The organism is Kitasatospora sp. NPDC056184 (genome assembly GCF_042268405.1).
Classification (GTDB): Bacteria; Actinomycetota; Actinomycetes; order Streptomycetales; family Streptomycetaceae; genus Kitasatospora.
On record NZ_JBHJUI010000007.1, the window covers coordinates 231447 to 252870 of the forward strand.

The following is a 21424-nucleotide window of genomic DNA, read 5'->3' on the forward strand; positions in this document are numbered from 1 at the left end:
GATGCGGCGGAGCGCACCTCGGTTTTCGAGCGTCTCCAGTGTCACAGGGGACGGCCGTCCGCTGCCAACGGCGGTCCGCGGCGCCGACGGCACCGTCCGGGGCCGGGGGGTCGCTCTGCGTGAGAAAGGGGGTGGGCCGCCCCGCCACCGCCGGTCGTCCGGTGGGCGGCCGGCGCACCGGGCCCCGCCCGGCATCGGGCCGAGGAAGTCGCGGGCCGTCGGGACCGGGACACAGGACCAGGACCGTCATCCGCCGAGCGGGGCCGGGTCCCGGGGGCGGCCGGCCCCGGGACCCGGGGAGTCCGGGTTCAGGACCGCAGCGCCCGGTCCACCAGGGCGCCGGCCGCGCCGGTGTACCCGGCCGGGTCGCACAGCGCGGTGATCTCCTCGCGGGTGAAGCGCCCGGCCAGCTCGGCCTGTTCGCCGAGCACCTCGGCCAGCGTCCGGCCCTCCCGGTCGGCGGTCAGCGAGACCTCGGTCAGCAGCTGCTTCGCGACCGCCTTGCCCAGCTCGGGCGCCAGCCGGGCGGCGATCCGCTCGGAGACCAGCTGCCCGCCGGTGAACTCCAGGTTGGCCGCCATCCGCTCCGGGCGGACCAGCAGGCCCTCGGCCAGCTCCACCGAGGTGTGCGCGGCGCCGCCGGCCAGCCGCAGGCACTCGCGCAGCAGCAGCCACTCGGCGTGCCAGGCGCCGCCGGAGCGCTCGTCCTCGGTGACCAGGCACTGGGTCAGCCCGGCGGCGAGCACCGGCACCTGGAGCGCGGCGCTGCGCAGCAGGGTGGAGAGCACCGGGTTGCGCTTGTGCGGCATCGCCGAGGAGGCGCCGCGCCCGGCGACGGCCGGCTCGACCACCTCGCCGACCTCGGTGCGGGTCAGCGACTGCACGTCCACCGCGATCTTGCCGAGCGCCCCGGCGGTGAAGGCCAGCGCGGCGGCCAGATCGGCCATCGGGGTGCGCAGCGCGTGCCAGGGCAGCGCCGGGCGGGCCAGGCCGGTCTCCGCCGCGAAGGCGTCCACCAGCCGGTCCAGGTAGGCGCCGGCGTCGGCGTCCGGGTCCGGGCCGTCCAGCCGGGCGTACTCCAGGTAGCCGGCCAGGGTGCCGGCGGCGCCGCCGAGGGAGACCGGCAGCCCGTCCGCCAGCACGGCGGCGAGCCGGCGGTCGGCGTCCAGCACCAGCTGCCGCCAGCCGGCCGCCTTGAGGCCGAAGGTGGTGGGCACCGCCTGGAGGGCCAGGGTGCGGCCGGCCAGCACGGTGTCCCGGTGCCCGGCGGCCAGGTCGGCGAGCGCGCGGGCGGTGCGCTCCAGGTCGGCGCGGATCAGCCGCAGGGCCCGGGCGGCGACCAGCATCGCACCGGTGTCCAGGATGTCCTGGCTGGTGGAGCCGCGGTGCACGTACTCGGCGGCGGCCGGGTCCTCGGCGGCCACCACCCGGGCCAGCGCCTGGACCAGGCCGACCACCGGGTTGGCGGTCTCCCGGGAGGCCAGCGCGAGGGCGCGGGCGTCGATGTGCTCGGCGCGGGCGGCCCGGGTGATCGCGGCGGCCGCGGCGGGGGGCACCGTGCCGAGCCCGGCCTGGGCGCGGGCCAGCGCGGCCTCGGCGTCCAGCATGGCCTGGATCCAGGCGCGGTCGGCGACGGCCGCCTCGACCGGGGTGCCGGCCCGGACGGGCGAGAGCAGCCCGGAGTCGGTGTCCGCCCCGGCGGGGGCGGGCTGCTGGTCGGCCATACGGCGATCGGTCATACGACGACGCCTCTCGGTTCGGTCTCGTCGGTCTCGTCGGTCTCGCTCGGGGTGAACGTCCCGGGGGCTCCGCCGGTGCCGGCGGTCCCGTCGGCACGGGTGCGCGGCGGGAGGGGCGCGGTGGGCCACTCGGGCGCCGGGGAGAGCGCCAGCACCGCGCGGGCGATGGCGTCGGAGTCGCCCAGCGTCACCGAGTCGACGCCGGGGCGGATCCCGGCCGCGGTCACCCAGTGCACGGACTCGGTGGGGATCCCGTAGGCGAAGCGGCGCGGGTGGGCCCGGCCGCGGGCGTCCAGCAGCCGGTACGGCCGCTCCGTGACGGCGAGGCCGCCGGTCTGGTAGCCGCCGTGCTCGCCGGGTATCCGGTAGGGGGCGCACTGCTCGGTGTCCAGCAGGTGGCGCAGCAGGGGGTCCTCGGTGCGGCGCAGGTCGGGCTCGGGCAGCCGGGCCTCGACCAGCACCGAGGCCCGGACCGGCGGGCCGGGGACGGCGGTGGAGTGCGCGGTGAACGCCGGGTCGACCGGGTCGATCCGGATCTCGGTGCCGGGGCCGAGGAGTTCGACCACCCCGGCCTCGATCAGCGCGATCAGCTGCTCGATCCGCTCGGTCGGCGGGCCGATGGACAGGAAGGCGTTCAGCGGGGTGTACCAGGCGTCCAGGTCGTCCCGGTAGGAGGTGCCCTCGATGCCGCCGTGGTCGACCGCCAGCCGGATCTCGTTGCGCAGGTCGCGCAGCACGTCCAGGGCGGCCTTCAGCGGGCCGCTGAGATTGCCGGCCCGGGCCTCGGCGACGTCCTGGCGCAGGTGGCCGAGCAGCCAGCCGCGGAAGTCCGCGCGGTCGGTGAACTCCCGTCCGGCGTACGGGCGGGAGAGCCGCTCCCAGCTCCACCGCTCGTTCTCCGGGAGGCCGTACGCGTCGAGCACCGCGGCCGGGTCCCCGGCGGTCAGGAACCGGTCGGTGAACTCCGCGCGCTCGGTGCCGCGGGCCTTGGCGGTGAGCAGCGCGCCGTAGTAGACGGCCTCCACCTCGCGGGCGACCAGCGGCCAGAGGTCGGTGGCGAAGCGCACCGGCTCGCCCCGGCGGACCCGCTCGCGCAGCGCGGCGACCACCTCGGTGGTGAGCAGGCGCGGCAGGTGGCGCCCGTAGGCGCCCTTCTCGTTCTCGCCGCGCGCGTGGTACGGGATGCCGCGCCGGGAGGTGGCGTAGAGCTTCGGCTCGGTGCCGGAGGGGCGGTAGACCAGCGCGCCGTCCACCCGCTCGAAGTGGCCGCCGCGGCCGAGCGTGAACAGCGCCATGTGGTCGAAGAAGTTGAGGCCCAGGCCGCGCAGCAGGACGCTCTGGCCGGGCCGGGTGGTGATGCGGACGTCGGCGGGGTTGGCCGGGGTGACGTAGTCGAGGTGGTGGATCCGGGCCAGGCTGGCGGTGCGCGCCTCGCGCGGGGTGAGCCGGGTGGGGACGTGTCCCTGGGCGAGCACGATGGCGTCCAGCCGGTTCAGCCGGGTGCCGTCCTCCAGGCGGACGCCCTGCGGGCCGCCGGGGAGGCCGTGCGCGTCGGCCATCGCGACCGCCCGGGAGCGGTGCACCCGGACGGTCACGCTGGGCGGTGCGGCGGCGACCACGGCCCGGAAGGCGTCGTGCAGGTACTGCCCGTAGAAGGCGCGGGTCGGGTAGGTGTTCGGGCCGAGGTCGGCGGCCTCGGCCAGGGTCTGGTCGTCGTGGCGGGCCGGACGGCCGGGAGAACTGCCCTCCTGGACCAGGGAGGTGGCCCATTCGTACAGGCTGGGGCCGGGTTCGACCGGCCCCTCGATCCGTACGCTGTCGTCGGTGTACACGGTGATCTGCGAGGCCACCGTGTTCATCAGGAGGTGCCGGGACTGGTCCGGGCGCCAGACCCGGCCCGCGCCGGGGGGCGCCGGGTCGACCACGTGCACGGTGACGGTGGCCCCGGCGGGCCCGGTTCGTTCGTTGGCGCAGAGCCGTTCCAGTACCGAGAGGCCGCGCGGACCTGCGCCGATGACGCAGATCTGGAGATGACGATCGATCATGCCCACGGCTCGGTATCGTAGTTGTGGTGATCTGATGATGAATAGGTCTTGACACCGTGCATCCGGGCCACCCGCTCGGGCGGCCCGCCCTCGGAGGGCCCGCGGAGCGGCCGTTGCGGTCCGGTCGCGGACCTGGCGGATCGGCGGGCGGCTACTTCAGTTCCAGGCCGAAGTGCAGGGCGGTGACCGCCATCCGGTGCGCGTGGTAGAAGCGGTGCGCGCCGTGGTTGGCCGTTCCCGAGTCCAGCTCGATCCGTACGCAGCCGGCCGCCCGGGCGCGCTCCCGGAGCACCGCGAAGAGCCGCCCGCCGACCCCCGCCGAGCGGGCCGTCGGCGCGGTCACCAGGTCGTCGACGAAGAGCAGCCGCCCCCGGCTGGTGGCCAGCACCCGGTGGGTGGCCACCGCGAGGCAGCGCCCCCGGTCGTCGTAGGCGGCCGTGAAGACCAGCCCCTGGGTGTGCGCCTCGGCGGCGAAGGCGGCGAAGCCGTCCGCCCCGAGCGCCGGGCGCAGCGTCCGGATCAGCGGGGCGACGTCCCGGTGCAGCGCGGGCGTGTCCGGTCCGATGTCGACGACGGTCAGTTCCATGTCCCGGTCCCCCCACGGGTCGTGGCCGCCCGGGCACCCGGGCGCTCCCCGGGAGGCTACTGCGCGGCGCCGTGCACCGCGAGGAACGCCGGCACGGCGTCGCCCGCGATGTCGGCGACCCGCTCGCCCGGCACCGGGAGCGCGCCGTGGAAGGCGGGCCGGACGGCGGCGCACTTGACGTGAAGCGGGCTTGAAGTCCTACGCTCGAAGGACGTCCGCAGGCCTCAGGAGGGAAGCGTTCCATGGCCGTTCAGCTGAACCACACGATCGTCCCGGCGCGGGACGACGAGGAGACCGCCCGCTTCCTCACCGAGGTCCTGGGCCTCGCCGACCCGGTGCGCAACGAGCCCTTCCTGGTGGTCCGGCTCTCCAACGGCGTCGCCCTGGACGTGCTGGGGACCGGCGGACCGGTTCCCACCGGGCACTACGCCTTCCTGGTCGACGACGAGGAGTTCGACGCCATCCTCGGGCGTGTCGAGGAGCGCGGACTCACCTACTGGGCCGACCCGTTCCACCGCCACGCCGGGCGGGTCAACGACTGGTCCGGCGGCCGCGGCGCCTATTTCGAGGACCCGAGCGGCCACAACCTGGAGATCATGACCCGGGCCTCCGACGACAGCCGCTGACCCGGAGCCGGTGCACCGGCGGCCCGCCGGGCCCAGGGCGGTGGACGACCCCGCCCTCCTGCGGCCCCGACCTCCTGTTCTGCCCGTTCGGCCGGTCCTTCGGGGCCGGCCGTCGGCGTTCCCGGCAACGGTTCGGGCCCGGTCCGGGCTCTGGTCGGGTGAGGAGGTACTCATGAGAGCGAAGAAGGCCGAGCGGGACGCGGAGTTCAACGCGTTCGTGACCGGCGCCTGGCCGCGCCTGCTGCGGACGGCGTTCCTGCTGACCGGTGACCGCTACCTGGCGGAGGACGTGGTCCAGACCGCGCTGGAACGGACCTACGCCGCCTGGGGGCGGGTCACCCGGGCCGACGAGCCGTACGCCTACGTGCGCCGGATCGTGGTCAACGAGCACGCCCGGCGGTTCCGCCGCCGGGTGCCGGAGCACCTGGTCACCGCCGTCCCGGAGCGGAGCGGCCCGGACGGCTTCGCGCGGCTGGACGACCGCGCCGCCCTGCTGGAGGCCCTCGGCACGCTGCCGCCCGGGCAGCGCCAGGCGGTGGTGCTGCGGTACTGGGAGGACCTGAGCGAGTCCCAGGCCGCCGCCGCCATGGGCTGCTCGGTGGGAACCGTCAAGAGCCAGGCGTCGAAGGGCATCGCCCGGCTGCGCGGGCTCTCCTCACTCATCACCGTGACGAGCATCGGAGGTACGGCATGAAGCGCGACGGAACGCCCGGGGACACGGCGCTCGGGGGCGGCGAGGAGGTGGCCCGGGCGCTGTCCGGACTGGCGCGGACGGTGGAGCCCGGACCGGCGCCGTACTCCGCCGTGCTGGCCGGCGGCCGCCGGAGGGTGGTCCGGCGCCGGGCGTCCCTGGGCGGCGCCCTGGCCCTGGCCCTGGTCGCCGCGGCCGGCGGCGTCGCGGCGGTGAACGGCGGGGTGGGCCGGCCGGCGGCCGGCAGCGCGACGGTGGCGGTCTCGACCGCCGACGCCTCGGCCGTCCTGCTCCCGGGCGCCGCCCCGAGCGGGTCCCGGGGCCCCCGCGACCCGCTCGTCCCGACCCGGATCCAGGTGCTCGCGGGCACCGAGGACGGCAGGCCGTGGAGCGTCTGGGCGGCCCTGTGGCCGGCCCCGGGCAAGGAGCGGATCCTCGAACAGTCCCGGATGATCTGGGCCGAGGACGCCGCCGCCGGCTACCCCTGGCCCGCGCCGACCGAGGAGTTCGTCACCCGGTACGGGACCCCGGACGCGGACCACGTGGTCTTCTACTACGAGCTGGACGGCAAGCGCCTGGCGACTCCCGCCGAGGCCTTCGTCGCACCGCCGGGCGCCCCGGTGGGCCTCACCTCCGCGAGGGCGTCCGACGACCGCTTCTCCAAGGTCTGGCTGGGCCGGCAGGCCAAGAACGGCGAGGACGACCCGCTGTTCCACGTCCCGAAGGCCCAGGCCGGACTGATCGGCCCGGACGTCGCCCGCGCCGAGGTGCGGTGGACCGACGGCGTGTCCGCCGAGCCCGCCGTCCTCGCGCTCGGCGACTCCGAGGCCCGCTGGATCGCCGTCGCCAAGCGGGGGATCCCCGCCGAGCTCCGCCTCTACGCCGCCGACGGCTCGCTGATCGCCGCCGACGGCGCGTGGCTGGACAGCTGACGGTCCGCCGCGGCCGCGGTCCCGGAGGTCCGCGGCGGCCCGGTCAGTGCACGCCGAGCCCGGTCGGCCGCGCGGTGCGGTCCGGCACGGCCGGCAGCCGGCGCCGGATGCGCTGGGCGGCGAGCGCGAGCGGCCGGTAGCCGAGCGCCGAGGCCGAGGCGTGCGCCCGGTCGGCGTAGTCGGCGGCCCGTCCGAACCCGCCCTGCTGGAGCGCGGCCTCGGCGAGCCCGACCAGCGCGTGCAGTTCGGCCCGCCGGTAGCCGAGCCGGCCGGCCAGGGTGAGCGCGGCGCCGTACCGGGCGGCGGCGGTGGCCGGACAGTCCGTGGCCAGCGCGGCGGCGCCGGTGGCGTTGAGGCACTCGGCCTCCGTCCAGCGGTCGCCGTGCGACTCGGCCGCGTGCAGGGCCTCGCGGGCCGCGGTGTGGGCCTCGTCGGTGCGCCCGGCCTCGCCGTGCAGCTGGCTGAGGATGGCCAGGACCAGCGCCTCGGCCCGCCGGTGGTTGCCGGTGCGGCCGAGCGAGAGCGCCGCCCGCAGCGACTGGAGGGCGTTCCCGGGCCGGCCCAGCGCGGCGTGCGCCATGCCGAGTTCGACCAGCGCCATGGTCTCCAGGGCGCCCGAGCCGGTGGTGCGGGCCAGCCGCAGGCAGCGGGTGTAGTGGCGGTAGGCCTCGGGCCGGTCGCCCGAGTCGAACTCGGTCCGGGCGAGCGCGGCGAGCGAGACGGCGAGGCCGAGCGGGTCGCCGTTGCGGGTGTGCAGTTCGACGGCCGTGGTGAGCAGCGACCGGGCCTCGCCCAGGGTGCCGCGGATCCAGGCGGCGCGGCCCAGCTGGTCGAGCGCCGCCGCCTCGATCTGCGGCCGGCCCAGTTCGTGGCCGAGCGCCAGGGCCAGCCGGGCGTAGTCCTCGCCGGCCGTGATCAGGCCGGAGTTGTGCTTGGCGTCGCTGAGGTTGAGCAGCATGCCCGCCTCGGCGCCGCGGTCCCCGGCCTGCCGGGCGGCGGCCAGGCCGGACTCGGCCAGCCGGCACCACTGGGTGAGCCGGGCGTGCTGCTTGCAGAACGGCCGCAGCGCGTCGGCGAGCTGCCAGGCGACCGGGAGCGGCCCGTGCTCGGCGGCGTACCGGACGGCGGCGGTCAGGTTGGCGAACTCCGCGTGCAGGTCCCCGCCCCCCGTCCGGGAGGCGGATCCCGGCTCGGGGGTGACGACGCCCGCCTGGTCGACGCTGCGGCGCGGGGCCGGGCCGCTGACCGCCGCGGCGGCGGTCGCCACGTACCAGCCGAACAGCCGGCCCAGCGCGGTGGTCCGCTCGCCGGCCGTCAGCCGCTGGTGGGCGCGCTCGTGGGCGAAGAGCTGCAGCAGCTCGTGCGGGAACCGGTAGCGGTCGTCGACCCGCTCCAGCAGGTTGGCGACCTCCAGTTCGCGCAGCTGCCGCTCGGCCGCGGCCGGCGCCGAACCGGCCATCGTGGCGGCGGCGTCCACGGTGAAGTCCGGCCCGGGGACGAGCCCGAGCAGGCAGAAGAAGGTGCGCACACGGGTGCGCAGCAGGTCGTAGGAGAGGCCGAGCGAGCCGGCCAGCGCGGTCTGCGCCTCGTCCGGCGCGGAGAGCGCGGCCACCCGGTCGACGGCGAGTTCCCGGGCGATCCGGCCGAGCGGTACGTCGGAGCGGTAGGCCGCGTTGGCGGCGACGATCCGCAGGGCCAGCGGCAGCCCGGCGCAGAGCCGGACGATCTCGTCCACGGCGGCCGTGTCGTCGCCCTGCCCGGGCTGCAGCAGCGCGCCCACCAGCCGGTGCGCCTCGGCGGCGGGCAGCACCGGGACGACCAGCCGGTGCGCGCCCTCCCGGACGGTCAGGCTGACCAGCCGCCGGCGGCTGGTGACCAGCACGGCGCTGGCACCGCCCCCGGGCAGCAGCGGGCGGACCTGGTCGGCGTCCCGGGCGTTGTCCAGCACCACCAGCACGCTGCGGCCGGCCAGCAGGGAGCGGTAGAGGCCGATCCGCTCGTTGACGCCCTGCGGCACCCGCTCGGCGGGCACCCCGAGGGCTCGCAGGAAGCCGCCGAGGACCTCGGCGGGGCCGGACGGGGCGGCCCGCCCGTGGCCGCGCAGGTCGACGAAGAGCTGGCCGTCGGGGAACAGCGGCGAGACCCGGTGGGCGACGTACAGGGCGAGCGCGGTCTTGCCGACCCCGGCGGTGCCCTCCAGACAGACCAGCGGCAGGGTGTCGCCGGTGGGGCGCAGCAGCTCGGCGAGCCGGTCGAGCTGCTCCCGGCGTCCGGTGAAACCCCTGGGGCCGGGCGGAAGTTGGGCCGGTCTCGGCACGTCCGGCGGGTGCGTCCGGGGCCCCGGCGGGGCGGGCGGTGCGGGCGGCGGCACCGGGCCGGCCGCGGCGGCCTCCGGTGCCGGAGTCCGGTCCCGGCCCCCGGCGGGCGCGGGCGGCTCCGCCGGAGCCAGGCGCAGGACCCGCTCCTGGGCGGCGCGCAGGTGCGGCCCCGGGTCCAGGCCGTGCTCGTCGGCGAGCAGCCGGCGGACCCGCTCGTACACCTCCAGCGACTCCGCCTGCCGCCCGGACTGGGCCAGTGCCAGGACGAGTTGGGCCTGGAACCGCTCGCGCAGCGGGTGGTCGTCCGCCAGCCGGCGCAGTTCCGGGATCCGGCCGGCCAGCCGGCCCAGCTCCAGTTCCAGGTCGAAGAGGTCCTCCAGCGCGCCCAGCCTGGCCTCGGCCAGCCGCAGCCGCAGCGGCTCGATCCCCGGCCCGTCCACGCCCTGGGCGAGCGGCCCGCGCCAGAGCGCCACCGCCTCGGTGAGCGCCTCCGCGCCGCCGGCCGCGTCACCGGCGGTCCGCCGCGCCCGCCCGTCGGCGACCAGTTCCCCGAACCGCTCGACGTCCACCGTGCCGGACGCCGCGAGGACGTACCCGGCGTCCGTCCAGGCCAGGGTGGCCAGTCCGGCGAGCGCCCGGCGCAGGCCGGAGACGTACTTCTGCACCAGGTTGACGCTGCGCCCGGGGGCGTCGGCGCCCCAGACCAGTTGGACGATCCGTTCGGTGCGCACCGGGTGCCCGCTGTTGAGCAGCAGGACCGCCAGCACCGCCCGTTGCCGGGGCGGGCCGAGGTCCGCCGCGAGCTGTCCCCGTCTGACCCGTACTGGTCCGAGCACCTCGAACCACACGTCGTCAGCCAACGCTCCCCCCAAAGCCGTTGTGACGTCTCGCCCCCACGCGGACGTTACCACCGGACGTGGGCGGGCCTCCGGATCGTTACCGCATCGTTTGTGTGAGCTCCGTCCGATCCGGGCAGGGACATGACCGGTACCGGTTCCCGCCGCCCCGCCCGGCCGGCCGCCCCTCCCGCGGCCCCTCCCGCAGCCCTTCCCGGGGCCCCTTCCCGCCGCTTCCCGAACCCTTCCCGGCGCCTTCAGCGGACGGTCAGCGCGCGGCCGGACAGTGAGCCGCAGGCCGGGAGCCGCAGGGACCCCGGGTGGAGCCGGTGAGGTGACCGGACCGCCGTGCCGAGGCCGTACCGCCTCGTCGCGCCTTCCGTCCGGGAAACCGATGTCGCCCACGGGGGGATCCACCATGAACGCCACACCCGAGCTGCTGAGACTGCGGGACAGCGGGGAGTCCCGGCACGCCGGGCCCGTCGCGGAGTTGAGCTTCGACTCCACCGTGCCACGCGCCCTGGTGCACCGCACCGCCATCGCCGAGGTGTTCGTCACCGACTCGGCCCGGGTCGGCGACCCCGCCCCGGAGAGCGACGAGCACACCTTCGAGGTCGCGGCCCAGCTGCCGCGCGGCCACGTGGTCGGCGAGCGCGGCGGGAGCTACGACTTCCTGCTGCTGGTCGAGGTCCTGCGCCAGTCCGGCGTCCTGGTCGCGCACCAGTACCTGGAGGTGCCGCTGGACCGCGCCTTCATCTTCAGCGCGCTGAACCTCACCATCTCCGGCCTGGAGGCCCTGCGGATCGGGCCGCGCCCGGCGCACGCCGTGCTCTCCACCACCGTCCGCCCCAAGCGCAACCCGGCCGGCCGGGTGCTCGGCTTCGACTTCACCGGCACCTTCTGGCTGGACGGCGTCCCGGCCATCACCGGATCGGGCGCGCTGACCTTCGTCACCAACCGGGCCTTCCAGATGCTGCGGGCCGGCAACCGCAAGAAGCTGGACGGGCGTTCGCCGCGCCACCCGCAGCTGCTGCGCTCCGCGCCGTCCCTGGTCGGCCGGCGGGACGCCTTCAACATCGTGCTCACCGAGCCCTCCGTCAGCGAGTCCGGCACCGCCTCGGCGCTGCTGGTGGTGGACACCGGCCACCCCCACCTGTTCGACCACCAGCTGGACCACGTGCCCGGCAACCTCCAGCTGGAGGCCGCCCGCCAGCTCTCCGTGGCCGCCGTCGCCAAGCTGCACGGACTGCCCGCCGAGAGCCTGGTGGTCACCGCGGCGAGGGCCGAGTTCACCGACTTCGCCGAGCTGGACCTGGTGACCAGGGCGGTCGCCGAGGTCGGCGACGCGAGCTTCGACGGCGCGCTCGGCGCGGTCACCGTCCCGGTCGGGATCACCGTCTCCCAGGAGGGGAACACCGTCGCCGCCCTCGCCATCGAGGTGACCCAGTGGAGCTGAGCCGACCCGCTCCGTCCGCCGACGGCATCGACACCGTGGTCCTCGACTACGGCGGCGTGCTGACCAACCCGCTCGCCGAGACCTTCGCCGAGTTCGGCCTGCGCACCGGCCTGGACCTGCAGGCCGTCGGCACCGCCTTCGCGGCCGCCACCGCGCGCCACGGGGTCAGCCCGATGGCGGAGCTGGAGGTCGCGGCGATCACCGAGCAGGAGTTCACCGACCGGCTGCTGGCCGAGCTGCCGCCGGGCTCCGACGCCGCCCTCGGCGGCCGGCCGTTCGGCGAGCTGTGGTTCCTCGGCCGCCGGGCCAACCACGAACTCGTGGACTTCGCCCGGCAGTTGAAGTCCAGCGGCTACCGGATCGCGCTGCTCACCAACAACGTGGTGGAGTGGCGCCCGCGCTGGCGGGCCACCCTCCCGGTGGAGGAGCTCTTCGACGTGGTCGTCGACTCCTCGGCCGAACGGGTCCGCAAGCCCGACCCGGAGCTGTACCTGCGGCTGCTGGAGCGCCTCGGCACCCCGGCCCGGAACTGCCTCTTCGTCGACGACACGACCGAGAACCTCGACGCCGCCCGGCGGCTGGGCTTCCACACCGTGCTGTTCGAGAACACCGCGCAGACCGTGCGCGACGTCTCCGGGCGGCTGACCGCCCAGGTCCTGCGCGAGGTCTCCAGCCGGCTCGGCCACCCCCTGGTGGAGAACCTCGGCCGCCCGGCCGACGGGGCGCTCCGATGACGGCGCCGCAGGTGCTCGTGGTCGGGGCCGGCCCCACCGGGCTGACCGCGGCCTGCGCGCTGCTCCAGCACGGGGTGCCGGTCCGGCTGGTGGACCGCCGGGAGTGCTTCGCCGCCGAGCCCAAGGCCCTGGTGATGTGGAGCGGCGCCCTGGAGGCGCTGCACCGCCTCGGGGTGGCCGACGCGCTCGCCGAGCGGGCCCTGCCGCTCACCGGAGCCTCGTACTGGTCGAACGGGCGCCGGCTGGCCGGGGTCTCCTTCGGCACGCTGACCGGCACCCGCTTCCCCGGGCCGCTCTGCGTGCCCCAGCCGGTCACCGAGGAACTGCTCTACGAGCGGCTGCTCGGCCTTGGCGGCCGGGTCGAGTGGGCCACCCGGGCCGCCTCGGTCGAGACGGCCGGCGACCGCGCGGTGGTCCGGCTGGAGTCGGCCGGCGGCGGGGTCGAGACCGTCGCCGTCCCCTGGCTGATCGGCGCCGACGGCGTCCGCAGCACGGTCCGGGAGGCACTCGGGATCCCCTACGAGGGCAGCAGCTACGACCGGGAGTTCGTGCTCGGCGACGGCCGGATCTCCGGCGACCTGCCGCCCACCGAGGCGCAGTACCACCTGAGCCCGGACGGCGTGCTCGTCCTGGTCGCGCTGCCCGAGGGCGGCCACCGGATCTTCTTCGACCTGCCCCCGGGCAGCCGGACCGGCCCGCCGGACGACGCCGAGCTCCAGCGGCTCCTGGACGCCCGCGGCCGGGGCCGCTGGACCGTCGAGAAGACCTGGTGGACCAGCCGCTTCCGGGTGCACACCAAGGTGGCCGCGACGTTCCGGCAGGGCCCGGCCTTCCTCGCCGGGGACGCCGCGCACGCCCACAGCCCGGCCGGCGGCCAGGGCCTCAACACCGGCGTCCAGGACGGCTTCGACCTCGGCTGGAAACTGGCCGCCGTGCTGCGCGGCGGCGATCCGGCGCTGCTCGACAGCTACGACCCGGAGCGCCGTCCGGCCTCCGCCCGGGCCGTGCGCAACTCCGAACGGCAGACCAGGCTCTGGCTGCTCAAGCCGCGCCCGGCCCGCGCCCTGCGCGACCTGGCGCTCGGCGCGCTCTCCCGCAGTGGCGCCCTGGAACGCCGCATCGTTCCGGAACTCGCCCAGCTGGACCTCGATCTGACGGCCAGTCCGGCCGTCGGGCGCACGGCCGCGCCGTGCGGTCCGACCCCCGGCCGACGGCTCGGTGACGCCCCGCTCCACCCGGTGGGCGGGACCGGTGCCACCTCCCTGCACGGCTACCTCGCGACCGGACGGCACACGGTGCTGGTCGCCGGGGCCGGGCCGGAGGCCGCGACGGCGGCCGAGGAGGCCGCCACCGAGCTGACCCGGCGCGGCGTGCGCGATCTCGCCGACGTCCTGCTGCTGCTTCCGCCGGACGGGCCCGTGCCCGCCCCGGCGGGGCCGCCCGGCCACGACCTCGCGGCCGGGCGGCTGCCGGGCGGGCAGGCCGGGGCGGCGGCCCTGGCCTGCCACCTCCGTCCGGACGGGGTGGTGGCCCGGGTCGTGGCCCTGGACCGGCCCGGCCGGGTGGGCGAGCTGCTCTCCGCGCTGCCGACCGGGCAGCGCTCCGCCACCCCCGCTCCGTGAGGTTCCCGATGCTCAAGCGACTCGGCCGGGCGGTCACCGCCCGGCCCTGGTCCGCCCTCCTCTTCGTGGTGGTCTTCCTGGTCAACGCCCTGGTCGTGGGCGTCGGCGTCACCGACCGCCTGCACAACGGCGGCACCTCCGACCCGGGCTCCGAATCGGCGCGCGCCGCCGTGCTGCTGGAGCAGTCCTTCCCGGCCGGCTCGCCCAACCTCGTCCTGGAGGTCACGGCGAAGGCCGGCGGCTCGGTGGACGCCCCCGGGACCGCCCTGGCCGGCGCCCGCCTCGGCGAGCGGCTCGCCTTCGAACCGGGCGTCGTCGGCGTCACCTCCTACTGGCAGACCGGCGCGGAGGGCCTGCGCTCCGCCGACCGCGGCACGGCGCTGGTCCTCGCCCGCATCGAGGGCGACGAGAACCGCGCCCGGGACGTCTTCGACCGGCTGGCCCCCCGCTACCGGGGCAGTCCGGCCGGACTGGAGCAGCTGGACGTCCGGCTCGGCGGCACCGTCGCGGTCCGCGAGGAGATGCAGGCCACCATCGCCGACGACCTGGCCCGGGCCGAGCTGATCGCGCTGCCGATCACCCTGCTGATCCTGGTCCTGGTCTTCCGCGGCCTGGTCGCCGCCCTGCTGCCGCTCGCCGTCGGGATCTGCGCGATCCTCGGCACCAACGCGGCGCTGCGGGTGATCACCGGGTTCACCGAGGTCTCGGTGTTCGCCCAGAACCTCACCACCGCGCTCGGCCTCGGCCTCGCCATCGACTACGCGCTGCTCATCGTGCGGCGCTTCCGCGAGGAGCGCGACCGCGGGCTGGAGGTCCGCGCGGCCGTCGCCGCGACCCTGGACACGGCCGGACGCGCGGTGCTGTTCTCGGCGCTGACCGTGGCCGTCTCGCTGTCCGCGATGCTGGTCTTCCCGCTCTACTTCCTGCGCTCCTTCGCCTACGCGGGCATCTCGGTGGTACTGATCGCCGCGGCCGCGGCGCTGGTCCTGCTGCCCGCGCTGCTCACCCTGCTCGGCGGCCGGATCGACGCGCTGAAGATCCGGCTGCCCCGCCGCGCGGCGCGCTCCGGCCGGGAGCCCGGCGCGGGCTGGCACCGCACCGCCACCCTGGTGATGCGGCGCGCCCCGCTGTTCGCGCTCGGCATCACCGCCCTGCTGCTGGTCGCCGGACTGCCCTTCCTGCGCGTCCAGTTCGCCGCCGCCGACGACCGGCAGCTGCCCACCGGCTCCGAGTCGCGGGTGGTCCAGCAGACCATCCGGGACGGCTTCACCGCCGGTGCCACCGGTGTCATCGACGTGGTGGTGCACAGCGCGGCCACCTCGGCCACCCCGGCCGCCGGCCCGGACCGCGAGGAACTCGGCCGGTTCGCCGCCCGGCTCTCCGCGCTGCCCGGCGTCACCGAGGTCTCCACCCCGCTCGGCGACTACCGCTCCGGCGCCGCCTCCGGCGAGTCCGGCCCGGCCGACAGCGTCCGCTCCGCCGACGGCCTCGGCCACCTCTCGGTGGTGCCCGCCGCCGGCCGGGGCGACGTCTCCCGGGAGAACCAGGACCTGGTCGGCGCGATCCGCCGGGCCGGCGCCGACTTCCCCGCCCTGCGGCCGGCGGTCGGCGGCCAGGCGGCCACCCTGGTCGACAGCAAGCACGCCATCGCGGTCCGGCTGCTGCCGGCCGGCGCGCTGATCGTCGGCGCCACCCTGCTGCTGGTCTTCCTGCTCACCGGCAGCCTGCTGATCCCGCTCCAGGCGGTGCTGCTGAACGCGCTGAGCCTGACCGCGATGTTCGGCGTCGTCGTCTGGGTGTTCCAGGACGGCCACCTGTCCGGGCTGCTCGGGTTCACCCCGACCGGCGCCGTCGAGACCACCCTGCCGGTGCTGATGTTCTGCGTCGCCTTCGGCCTCTCCATGGACTACGGCGTCTTCCTGCTCTCCCGGGTCAAGGAGGAGTACGGCCGCGGGCGCGACCCGCGCCGGGCCGTCGCCGACGGCATCCGGCACACCGGCGGGCTGATCACCGCCGCCGCGCTGATCCTCTCGGTGGTGCTGGTGGCGATCGGGACCTCCCGGATCACCAACACCAAGATGCTCGGCCTCGGCGTCGCGCTCGCCGTGCTGGTCGACGCGACCGTGGTGCGCTGCCTGCTCGTCCCCGCCGTGATGGCCCTCGGCGGCCACGCCACCTGGTGGGCCCCGGCGCCGCTCAAGCGGTTCCAGGAGCGCTTCGGGCTGCGCGAGGAGCCGCTCGCCCCGGCCGGCGGCGCGGACCGTCCGGACGCCGGTCCCGGGGCCGGGCCCGATCCCGACCCCGGCCCGGCCCCGGACCCCGATCCCGACCCCGGCCCGGGGCCCGTCCTCGCCGCGAAGGAGTCCTGATGACCGACCAGCGCACCCCGCCGGGCCGCGTCGTGGTCACCGGCGCCACCGGACTGCTCGGCGGCGCCGTGGTCCGCGCCCTGCTGGCCGACGGCCACCGGGTGACCGCCCTGGTCCGCGACCGGGAGAAGGCCGGGCGGCTGCTGCCCGCCGACGAACGGCTCACCGTGCTGGCCGGCGACATCACCGACCCGGCCGGCTACCGGCGGGCCCTGCCCGGCGCGAGCGGCGTCATCCACACCGCCGCCTACTTCCGGGAGTACTACCAGCCGCGGCCCGACCTGGGCCGGCTGCACGCCGTCAACGTCGACGCGGTGACCACCCTGCTCCGCGAGGCCGTGGACGCCGGGGTGCCCCGCGTGGTGCACACCAGCTCGATCAACACCGTCGGCCGGGGCACCGCGGGGTTCCCCGCCGACGAGCAGACCCCGCCGCCCGCCGACTGGCAGCGCAACGGCTACCGGGCCAGCAAGGTCCGCGCCGAGCAGGCGGTCGCCGAGTTCTGCGCCCGCGAGGGGCTCACCGTCCCGCTGGTGCTGCCCGGCTGGATGTGGGGCCCCGGCGACGCCGGACCCACCTCGGCGGGCCGGCTCTTCCTCGCCGTCGCGCACGGCGAGCTGCGCGCCGTCCCCCGGGCCGGCAACCACGTGGTCGACGCCCGCGACGTCGCCGACGCCTGCGTCCGCGCGCTGACCCGCGACACCGGGCTGCGCCGCTACATCGTCGCCGGCTCCTGGTACGGCCTGCACGACCTCGTCACCGGCATCGCGGCGGCCACCGGCGCCACCGCGCCCCGGCAGATCCCGGCCGGCGCCGCACTCGGCTTCGCGACCGCGCTGGAGTACGGCGCCAAGCTGCGCGGCCGCCCGCCGGTGGCCACCCGCGAAGGGGTCCGGGTGCTGCTCGACGGCACCCGCACCCGGCTCTCCTCCGCCCGCGCGGAGCGGGAACTCGGCGTCACCTTCCGCCCGCTGGCGCAGACCCTGTCCGACGAGGCGCGCTGGTACCGCGACCAGGGGCGGCTGCCGGCATGACCCCTCCCGCACCCCCGTCCCCGTCCCCGTCCCCGACTCCGACCCCGTCCCCGGACCACGAAAGGGCCGCGACCGTGCCCCGTTCCAGGAAGTCCGCCCTGCTGACCGTCGCGGCCGCACTGATCGCCCTGACGCCCGCGGTGACCGCCGTCGCGGTCCGCTCCGACGACCCCCCGAAGCCCGGCACCCCGGCCGCCGCCGCCACCGGCCCGGCCGCCCCGGCCCCCGGTGCCGAGCAGGCCGCGGCCGACACGAAGGCCCGGCTGGCCGCCGAGTCCGTCGTCGACGTCCCGGTCCGCTTCACCGTCCAGAACGTCAACCGCACCCTGGCCGCCTGCCCGGTGGACGGCAGGACCTACCAGGTCACCGGCCACCTCACCGCGCCGAAGGCGGTCCTCGACGGCGGCGCGGGCCCGCGCGCCGTCACCCTCTACGAGCACGGCATCGCGGCCGGCGAGTGGTACTGGCGCCTCGACGCCCCCGGCTACCACCACACCGAGGAACTGGCCAAGAAGGGCCACGCCTCGCTCACCATCGACCGGATCGGCTACGGCGGCAGCGACAAGCCCGACGGCTTCGGCAGCTGCATCGGCGGCCAGGCCGACATCGCCCACCAGATCGTGGAGCAGCTGCGGGCCGGCAGCTACCGGACCGAGCAGGAGGGCCGCGCCGCCGTCCCGTTCGACAAGGTCGTGCTGGCCGGCCAGTCCAACGGCGGCCAGGTCTCCCAGATCGAGGCGTACTCCTTCCAGGACGTGGACGGCCTGGTCCTGATGGACTGGACCGACCTCGGCCTCACCCCGCAGGCCAACGCGCGCTTCTTCTCCTCCCTCCAGACCTGTCTGCGCGGCGGTTCGGCCGCGGACGGCGCGGGCGGCCCCGGCGGCTACGCCTACTACGACCTCGGCAGCGAGGAGTTCAAGGCCGGCAACTTCCACGACAGCGAACCCGGGGTGGTCGCCCTCTCCGCCCCGCACCAGAACCGCCACCCCTGCGGGGACATGGCCTCCCAGCTCGGCTCGGTCCTGGTCGACCTGCGGCACCTCAAGGACATCAAGGTGCCGGTGCTCTTCCTCTACGGGGAGAAGGACGCCCGGGTCCAGGGCGGCGCCGAACACCGCGCGCTGTTCACCGGCACCACCGACACCGAGCTGATCGAGATCCCCGGGGCGGGCCACTACATGGGCATGGCCCGCAACGCCCCCCAGGTCCACACCTCCCTCGCCGACTGGCTGACCAAGCACCAGCTGCGCTGACCCGAACCGCCGTCCGGGGGCGCCCCGCCGTCCCCCGCCTCACGTCTGGAGACCAGTTGTCATGACGCTCACCCTCGAACCCGGGGTCGACCGGCGGGTGCCGCTGCTGCGGAGGCTGGGCCGGCTGCTGGTCGACCGGCGGCGCGCGGTGCTGATCGCCGGCGCCGTCGTGCTGGCCGTCGCCGCCGCGCTCGGCGCCGGCGCGCAGAAGTCGCTCTCGCTGTCGCGCTTCGAGGCGCCCGGCTCGCAGTCCGACCGGGCGGAGCAGGTGCTGCACCGCGAGTTCGGCCACGGCAGCCCCAACATGATCCTGCTGGTCACCGCCAAGCACGGCACCGTGGACGACCCCGCCGTCGCCGCCGCCGGCCGGGCGCTGGCCGACGAACTGGGCGCCTCGGCCGGCGTCCGGACCACCGGCTCCTACTGGGCGCAGGGCAACAGCCCCGCGCTGGCCGCCACCGACCGGAGCAAGGCCCTGGTCACCGCCTGGCTGGACGGCACCGCCACCGAGTCCCGGGAACGGCTCGCCGACCTCTCGCCGAGGTTCACCCGCGAGACCGCCGACCTCAAGGTCGAGGTCGGCGGCCAGGACGAGGTCTTCCGCCAGGTCGGCGCCCAGGCCCGGAAGGACTTCCTCGGCGCCGAGGCGATCGTGCTGCCGATCGTCCTGCTGCTCCTGCTCGCCGTCTACCGGCGCTGGTCGGCGGCCGGGCTGACCATCGGCGTCGGCCTCTTCTCGGTGCTCGGCACGATGACGCTGCTGCGCGCGGTCACCGTCTTCACCGAGGTCTCCACCTTCGCCGCCAACCTGGCCCTGGTGATGGGCCTGGGCCTGGGCATCGACTACAGCCTGTTCGTGATCTCCCGGTTCCGCGAGGAGTCCGCGGCCGGCCACGACCGGCACACCGCGGTGGTCCGCGCCGTCGAGCGGGCCGGCCGGACGGTGGTCTTCAGCGGGATCACCGTGGCCATCTCGCTGCTCGCCCTGTTCGCCTTCCCGTTCCCCTTCCTGCGCTCCTTCGCGTACGCGGGCGTCTTCGTCGTGCTCACCGCGATCGTCGGCGCCGTCGTCCTGCTGCCCGCCGCGCTCGCCGCCGTCGGGCACCGGGTGCTGCGGCCGGGCGCCGCCGGAGCGGCCCGCCCGGTCGAGGACGGCCGCTGGTACCGGCTCACCCGCCGGGTGATGGCCCGCCCGCTGGTCTGGGGCACCGCCGTGGTCGCCCTGCTGCTGCTCGTCGGCGCGCCGTTCCTCGGCGTGAGGTTCGGCCTGCCCGACGAGCGGGTGCTGCCGGCCGACGCCACCAGCCGGGTCGTCCAGCAGCAGGTCCGCGACGGCTTCCCGGCGCGCGAGACCGACGCCCTCCAGGTCGTCGCCACCGGCGTCGCCGACCCGAAGGGCAGCACCGGGCCGACCGACGCCTACGCGGCGAAGCTCTCCGCCCTGCCCGGCGTCTTCCAGGTGGACACCTTCACCGGCTCCTACGCGGGCGGAAAGCTGCGCACGCCCCCGACCGCCGACTCCGCCCGCTTCGCCACCGGCTCCGGCGTCTGGCTCACCGTGATCCCCGAGGAGGCCGCGCTGGCCGGGGACATGCCCGGGCTGGTCGGCAAGGTCAGGGACGAGGCCGCGCCCTACCGGGTGCAGGTCGGCGGCTTCCCGGCCGACCTGACCGACTTCCGCTCCCGGCTGCTCTCCGCGCTGCCCCTGGTGGCCGGGCTGATCCTGGTGCCGACCTTCGTCCTGCTCTTCCTGATGACCGGCAGCCTGCTGATCCCGGCCAAGGCCACCGTCTCCAACCTGCTCAGCCTCACCGTGATGTTCGGCGCCCTGGTCTGGGGCTTCCAGGACGGCCATCTGGCCGGCCTGCTCGACTTCACCTCGGCCGGGTCGATGGAGCCCAGCATCCCGATCCTGATGTTCTGCATCGCCTACGGGCTGTCGATGGACTACGAGGTCTTCATCGTCTCCAGGATCAAGGAGGAGCACGACCGCGGCGCGGACACCGCCACCGCCGTCGCCACCGGCATCCAGCGCAGCGCCCCGCTGATCACCGCCGCCGCCGGCATCCTGGCCCTGACCTTCGCGGTCTACGCGACCGGCTCGGTCGTCTTCCTCAAGGAGCTCGGCGTCGGCCTCGCCCTCGCCGTCCTGGTCGACGCCGTCCTCGTCCGGGCGATCCTGCTCCCCGCCGTGATGCGCCTCGCCGGCCCCGCCAACTGGTGGGCCCCCGCCCCCCTCCGCCGCCTCCACACCCGCTTCGGCCTCACCGAGTAACCCCTCCGCCACCCCCACCCGCCCGGGGCGGCCCCCCTGCCCCGGGCACGACGAAGGCCCCGGAGAGCGAACTCTCCGGGGCCTTCGTGCCTTCTCAGGCTCCTGTGGCCAGGGCCGGGGTCGAACCGGCGACCTTCCGCTTTTCAGGCGGACGCTCGTACCAACTGAGCTACCTGGCCGTACTGCACCGTCTCTTGCGAGACGAGCGATCCCGACGGGACTTGAACCCGCGACCTCCACCTTGACAGGGTGGCGAGCTAACCAACTGCTCCACGGGACCTTGAAGTGGCGAACCACTCAGGTCTTGCGGCACAACACTTTACTACGGTACTGCGTGCCCCCAACGGGATTCGAACCCGTGCTACCGCCTTGAAAGGGCGGCGTCCTGGGCCACTAGACGATGAGGGCTTGCGGCCTGTCCGGCTGTTTCCAGCGTTCGGGGACGTCGAGAAGCATATGGGATGTCGGGCCGAACGCCAAAACGGGTTTCGGCCGGGCGGGCGGCGGGGTGGCGGCGGGGGGTCAGGACCACCCGAGCTCGTCGAGTTCGTGGTCGTCGAAGCCGAAGTGGTGGGCGACCTCGTGGATGACCGTGGTGCGGACCTCCTCGACGACCTGCTCGCGCTCCTCGCACAGGCGCAGGGTCGGGCCGCGGTAGACGATGATCCGGTCCGGCAGGACGCCCGCGTACCACTCGCCGCGCTCGGTGAGCGGGGTGCCCTCGTAGAGGCCGAGCAGCTCGGGGTCGGCGGGGTCGGGCTCGTCCTCGACGAAGACGGCGACGTTGTCCATCATCGCCGCGAGTTGCGGCGGGATCCGGTCGAGCGCGTCGGCGACCAGTACCTCGAATTCTTCCCGGGTCATCTCCACCGGTTCATTGTCGGGTCTGCGGTGACGGCGTGCCA

15 protein-coding genes and 3 tRNA genes are annotated in these 21424 nt (G+C 75.8%); 10 read left to right on the forward strand and 8 right to left on the reverse strand.

Translation table 11 applies throughout. From position 1 onward, the window contains the following. Positions 1–308 precede the first annotated feature (308 nt). The 3 genes from ACFC0B_RS16905 to ACFC0B_RS16915 all read right to left on the reverse strand — a co-directional run bounded on the left by ACFC0B_RS16905 (position 309) and on the right by ACFC0B_RS16915 (position 4370). A complete protein-coding gene (locus ACFC0B_RS16905) occupies positions 309–1739 on the reverse strand; it encodes a lyase family protein (RefSeq protein WP_376086581.1) in 1431 nt (476 codons plus the stop codon). Continuing rightward, positions 1736–3784 carry an FAD/NAD(P)-binding protein gene (locus tag ACFC0B_RS16910; RefSeq protein WP_376086582.1) on the reverse strand — a complete coding sequence of 683 codons (2049 nt, stop codon included), beginning with the start codon at positions 3782–3784 and terminating at the stop codon, positions 1736–1738. Before ACFC0B_RS16910 ends, ACFC0B_RS16905 begins: the two co-directional genes overlap by 4 nt. 151 nt (positions 3785–3935) lie before the next feature. After that, positions 3936–4370 carry a GNAT family N-acetyltransferase gene (locus ACFC0B_RS16915; protein WP_376086583.1) on the reverse strand — a complete coding sequence of 145 codons (435 nt, stop codon included), beginning with the start codon at positions 4368–4370 and terminating at the stop codon, positions 3936–3938. 242 nt (positions 4371–4612) lie between these two features. On the opposite strand from ACFC0B_RS16915, the gene ACFC0B_RS16920 reads away from it, so the two are divergent. From ACFC0B_RS16920 to ACFC0B_RS16930, 3 genes are all read left to right on the forward strand, one after another. Continuing rightward, positions 4613–4996, forward strand: a complete 384-nt coding sequence (locus tag ACFC0B_RS16920) for a VOC family protein (RefSeq protein WP_376086584.1) — start codon at positions 4613–4615, stop codon at positions 4994–4996. A gap of 172 nt (positions 4997–5168) precedes the next feature. Continuing rightward, positions 5169–5690: a SigE family RNA polymerase sigma factor gene (locus ACFC0B_RS16925; protein WP_376086585.1), complete on the forward strand. Its 522-nt coding sequence runs from the start codon at positions 5169–5171 to the stop codon at positions 5688–5690. After that, positions 5687–6619 carry a hypothetical protein gene (locus ACFC0B_RS16930; RefSeq protein WP_376086586.1) on the forward strand — a complete coding sequence of 311 codons (933 nt, stop codon included), beginning with the start codon at positions 5687–5689 and terminating at the stop codon, positions 6617–6619. Before ACFC0B_RS16925 ends, ACFC0B_RS16930 begins: the two co-directional genes overlap by 4 nt. 43 nt (positions 6620–6662) lie before the next feature. On the opposite strand, the gene ACFC0B_RS16935 is transcribed toward ACFC0B_RS16930, so the two are convergent. Next, positions 6663–9797 (reverse strand): BTAD domain-containing putative transcriptional regulator, encoded by a 3135-nt coding sequence (locus ACFC0B_RS16935; protein ID WP_376086587.1) that lies wholly within the window; start codon positions 9795–9797, stop codon positions 6663–6665. 394 nt (positions 9798–10191) lie between these two features. On the opposite strand from ACFC0B_RS16935, the gene ACFC0B_RS16940 reads away from it, so the two are divergent. From ACFC0B_RS16940 to ACFC0B_RS16970, 7 genes are all read left to right on the forward strand, one after another. Continuing rightward, the gene (locus ACFC0B_RS16940; protein WP_376086588.1) at positions 10192–11229 is read left to right on the forward strand and encodes a ScbA/BarX family gamma-butyrolactone biosynthesis protein; all 1038 of its coding nucleotides are present in this window, start codon (positions 10192–10194) and stop codon (positions 11227–11229) included. Further along, on the forward strand, positions 11220–11963 hold the full coding sequence (locus ACFC0B_RS16945) for an HAD family hydrolase (RefSeq protein WP_376086589.1): 744 nt from the start codon (positions 11220–11222) through the stop codon (positions 11961–11963). Before ACFC0B_RS16940 ends, ACFC0B_RS16945 begins: the two co-directional genes overlap by 10 nt. Continuing rightward, positions 11960–13585 carry an FAD-dependent monooxygenase gene (locus ACFC0B_RS16950; RefSeq protein ID WP_376086590.1) on the forward strand — a complete coding sequence of 542 codons (1626 nt, stop codon included), beginning with the start codon at positions 11960–11962 and terminating at the stop codon, positions 13583–13585. Before ACFC0B_RS16945 ends, ACFC0B_RS16950 begins: the two co-directional genes overlap by 4 nt. Before the next feature lie 8 nt (positions 13586–13593). Further along, entirely contained in the window at positions 13594–15954 is a 2361-nt protein-coding gene (locus tag ACFC0B_RS16955) for an MMPL family transporter (RefSeq protein ID WP_376086591.1), read from the forward strand. Next, positions 15954–16988 (forward strand): NAD-dependent epimerase/dehydratase family protein, encoded by a 1035-nt coding sequence (locus ACFC0B_RS16960; protein ID WP_376086592.1) that lies wholly within the window; start codon positions 15954–15956, stop codon positions 16986–16988. Before ACFC0B_RS16955 ends, ACFC0B_RS16960 begins: the two co-directional genes overlap by 1 nt. A gap of 74 nt (positions 16989–17062) precedes the next feature. Continuing rightward, positions 17063–18244, forward strand: coding sequence for an alpha/beta hydrolase (locus tag ACFC0B_RS16965; protein WP_376086593.1), 1182 nt, complete (start codon positions 17063–17065; stop codon positions 18242–18244). A 61-nt stretch (positions 18245–18305) separates the two neighbouring features. Then, entirely contained in the window at positions 18306–20519 is a 2214-nt protein-coding gene (locus ACFC0B_RS16970; protein ID WP_376086594.1) for an MMPL family transporter, read from the forward strand. A gap of 105 nt (positions 20520–20624) precedes the next feature. Here the strand turns inward: ACFC0B_RS16970 and ACFC0B_RS16975 are convergent. From ACFC0B_RS16975 to ACFC0B_RS16990, 4 genes are all read right to left on the reverse strand, one after another. Continuing rightward, positions 20625–20698: transfer RNA gene (locus ACFC0B_RS16975), tRNA-Phe, on the reverse strand. 27 nt (positions 20699–20725) lie between these two features. Beyond that, positions 20726–20799, reverse strand: a tRNA-Asp gene (locus tag ACFC0B_RS16980). A gap of 55 nt (positions 20800–20854) precedes the next feature. Next, positions 20855–20927: transfer RNA gene (locus ACFC0B_RS16985), tRNA-Glu, on the reverse strand. A gap of 114 nt (positions 20928–21041) precedes the next feature. Beyond that, positions 21042–21383 (reverse strand): metallopeptidase family protein, encoded by a 342-nt coding sequence (locus tag ACFC0B_RS16990; protein WP_376086595.1) that lies wholly within the window; start codon positions 21381–21383, stop codon positions 21042–21044. Positions 21384–21424 lie beyond the last annotated feature (41 nt).

Bases quoted from the DNA above. Each gene is read 5' to 3' on its own strand.
- ACFC0B_RS16905 (WP_376086581.1), bottom strand. From the start codon at position 1,739: ATGACCGATCGCCGTATGGCCGACCAGCAGCCCGCCCCCGCCGGGGCG.
- ACFC0B_RS16910 (WP_376086582.1), bottom strand. From the start codon at position 3,784: ATGATCGATCGTCATCTCCAGATCTGCGTCATCGGCGCAGGTCCGCGC.
- ACFC0B_RS16915 (WP_376086583.1), bottom strand. From the start codon at position 4,370: ATGGAACTGACCGTCGTCGACATCGGACCGGACACGCCCGCGCTGCAC.
- ACFC0B_RS16920 (WP_376086584.1), top strand. From the start codon at position 4,613: ATGGCCGTTCAGCTGAACCACACGATCGTCCCGGCGCGGGACGACGAG.
- ACFC0B_RS16925 (WP_376086585.1), top strand. From the start codon at position 5,169: ATGAGAGCGAAGAAGGCCGAGCGGGACGCGGAGTTCAACGCGTTCGTG.
- ACFC0B_RS16930 (WP_376086586.1), top strand. From the start codon at position 5,687: ATGAAGCGCGACGGAACGCCCGGGGACACGGCGCTCGGGGGCGGCGAG.
- ACFC0B_RS16940 (WP_376086588.1), top strand. From the start codon at position 10,192: ATGAACGCCACACCCGAGCTGCTGAGACTGCGGGACAGCGGGGAGTCC.
- ACFC0B_RS16950 (WP_376086590.1), top strand. From the start codon at position 11,960: ATGACGGCGCCGCAGGTGCTCGTGGTCGGGGCCGGCCCCACCGGGCTG.
- ACFC0B_RS16955 (WP_376086591.1), top strand. From the start codon at position 13,594: ATGCTCAAGCGACTCGGCCGGGCGGTCACCGCCCGGCCCTGGTCCGCC.
- ACFC0B_RS16960 (WP_376086592.1), top strand. From the start codon at position 15,954: ATGACCGACCAGCGCACCCCGCCGGGCCGCGTCGTGGTCACCGGCGCC.
- ACFC0B_RS16970 (WP_376086594.1), top strand. From the start codon at position 18,306: ATGACGCTCACCCTCGAACCCGGGGTCGACCGGCGGGTGCCGCTGCTG.
- ACFC0B_RS16990 (WP_376086595.1), bottom strand. From the start codon at position 21,383: ATGACCCGGGAAGAATTCGAGGTACTGGTCGCCGACGCGCTCGACCGG.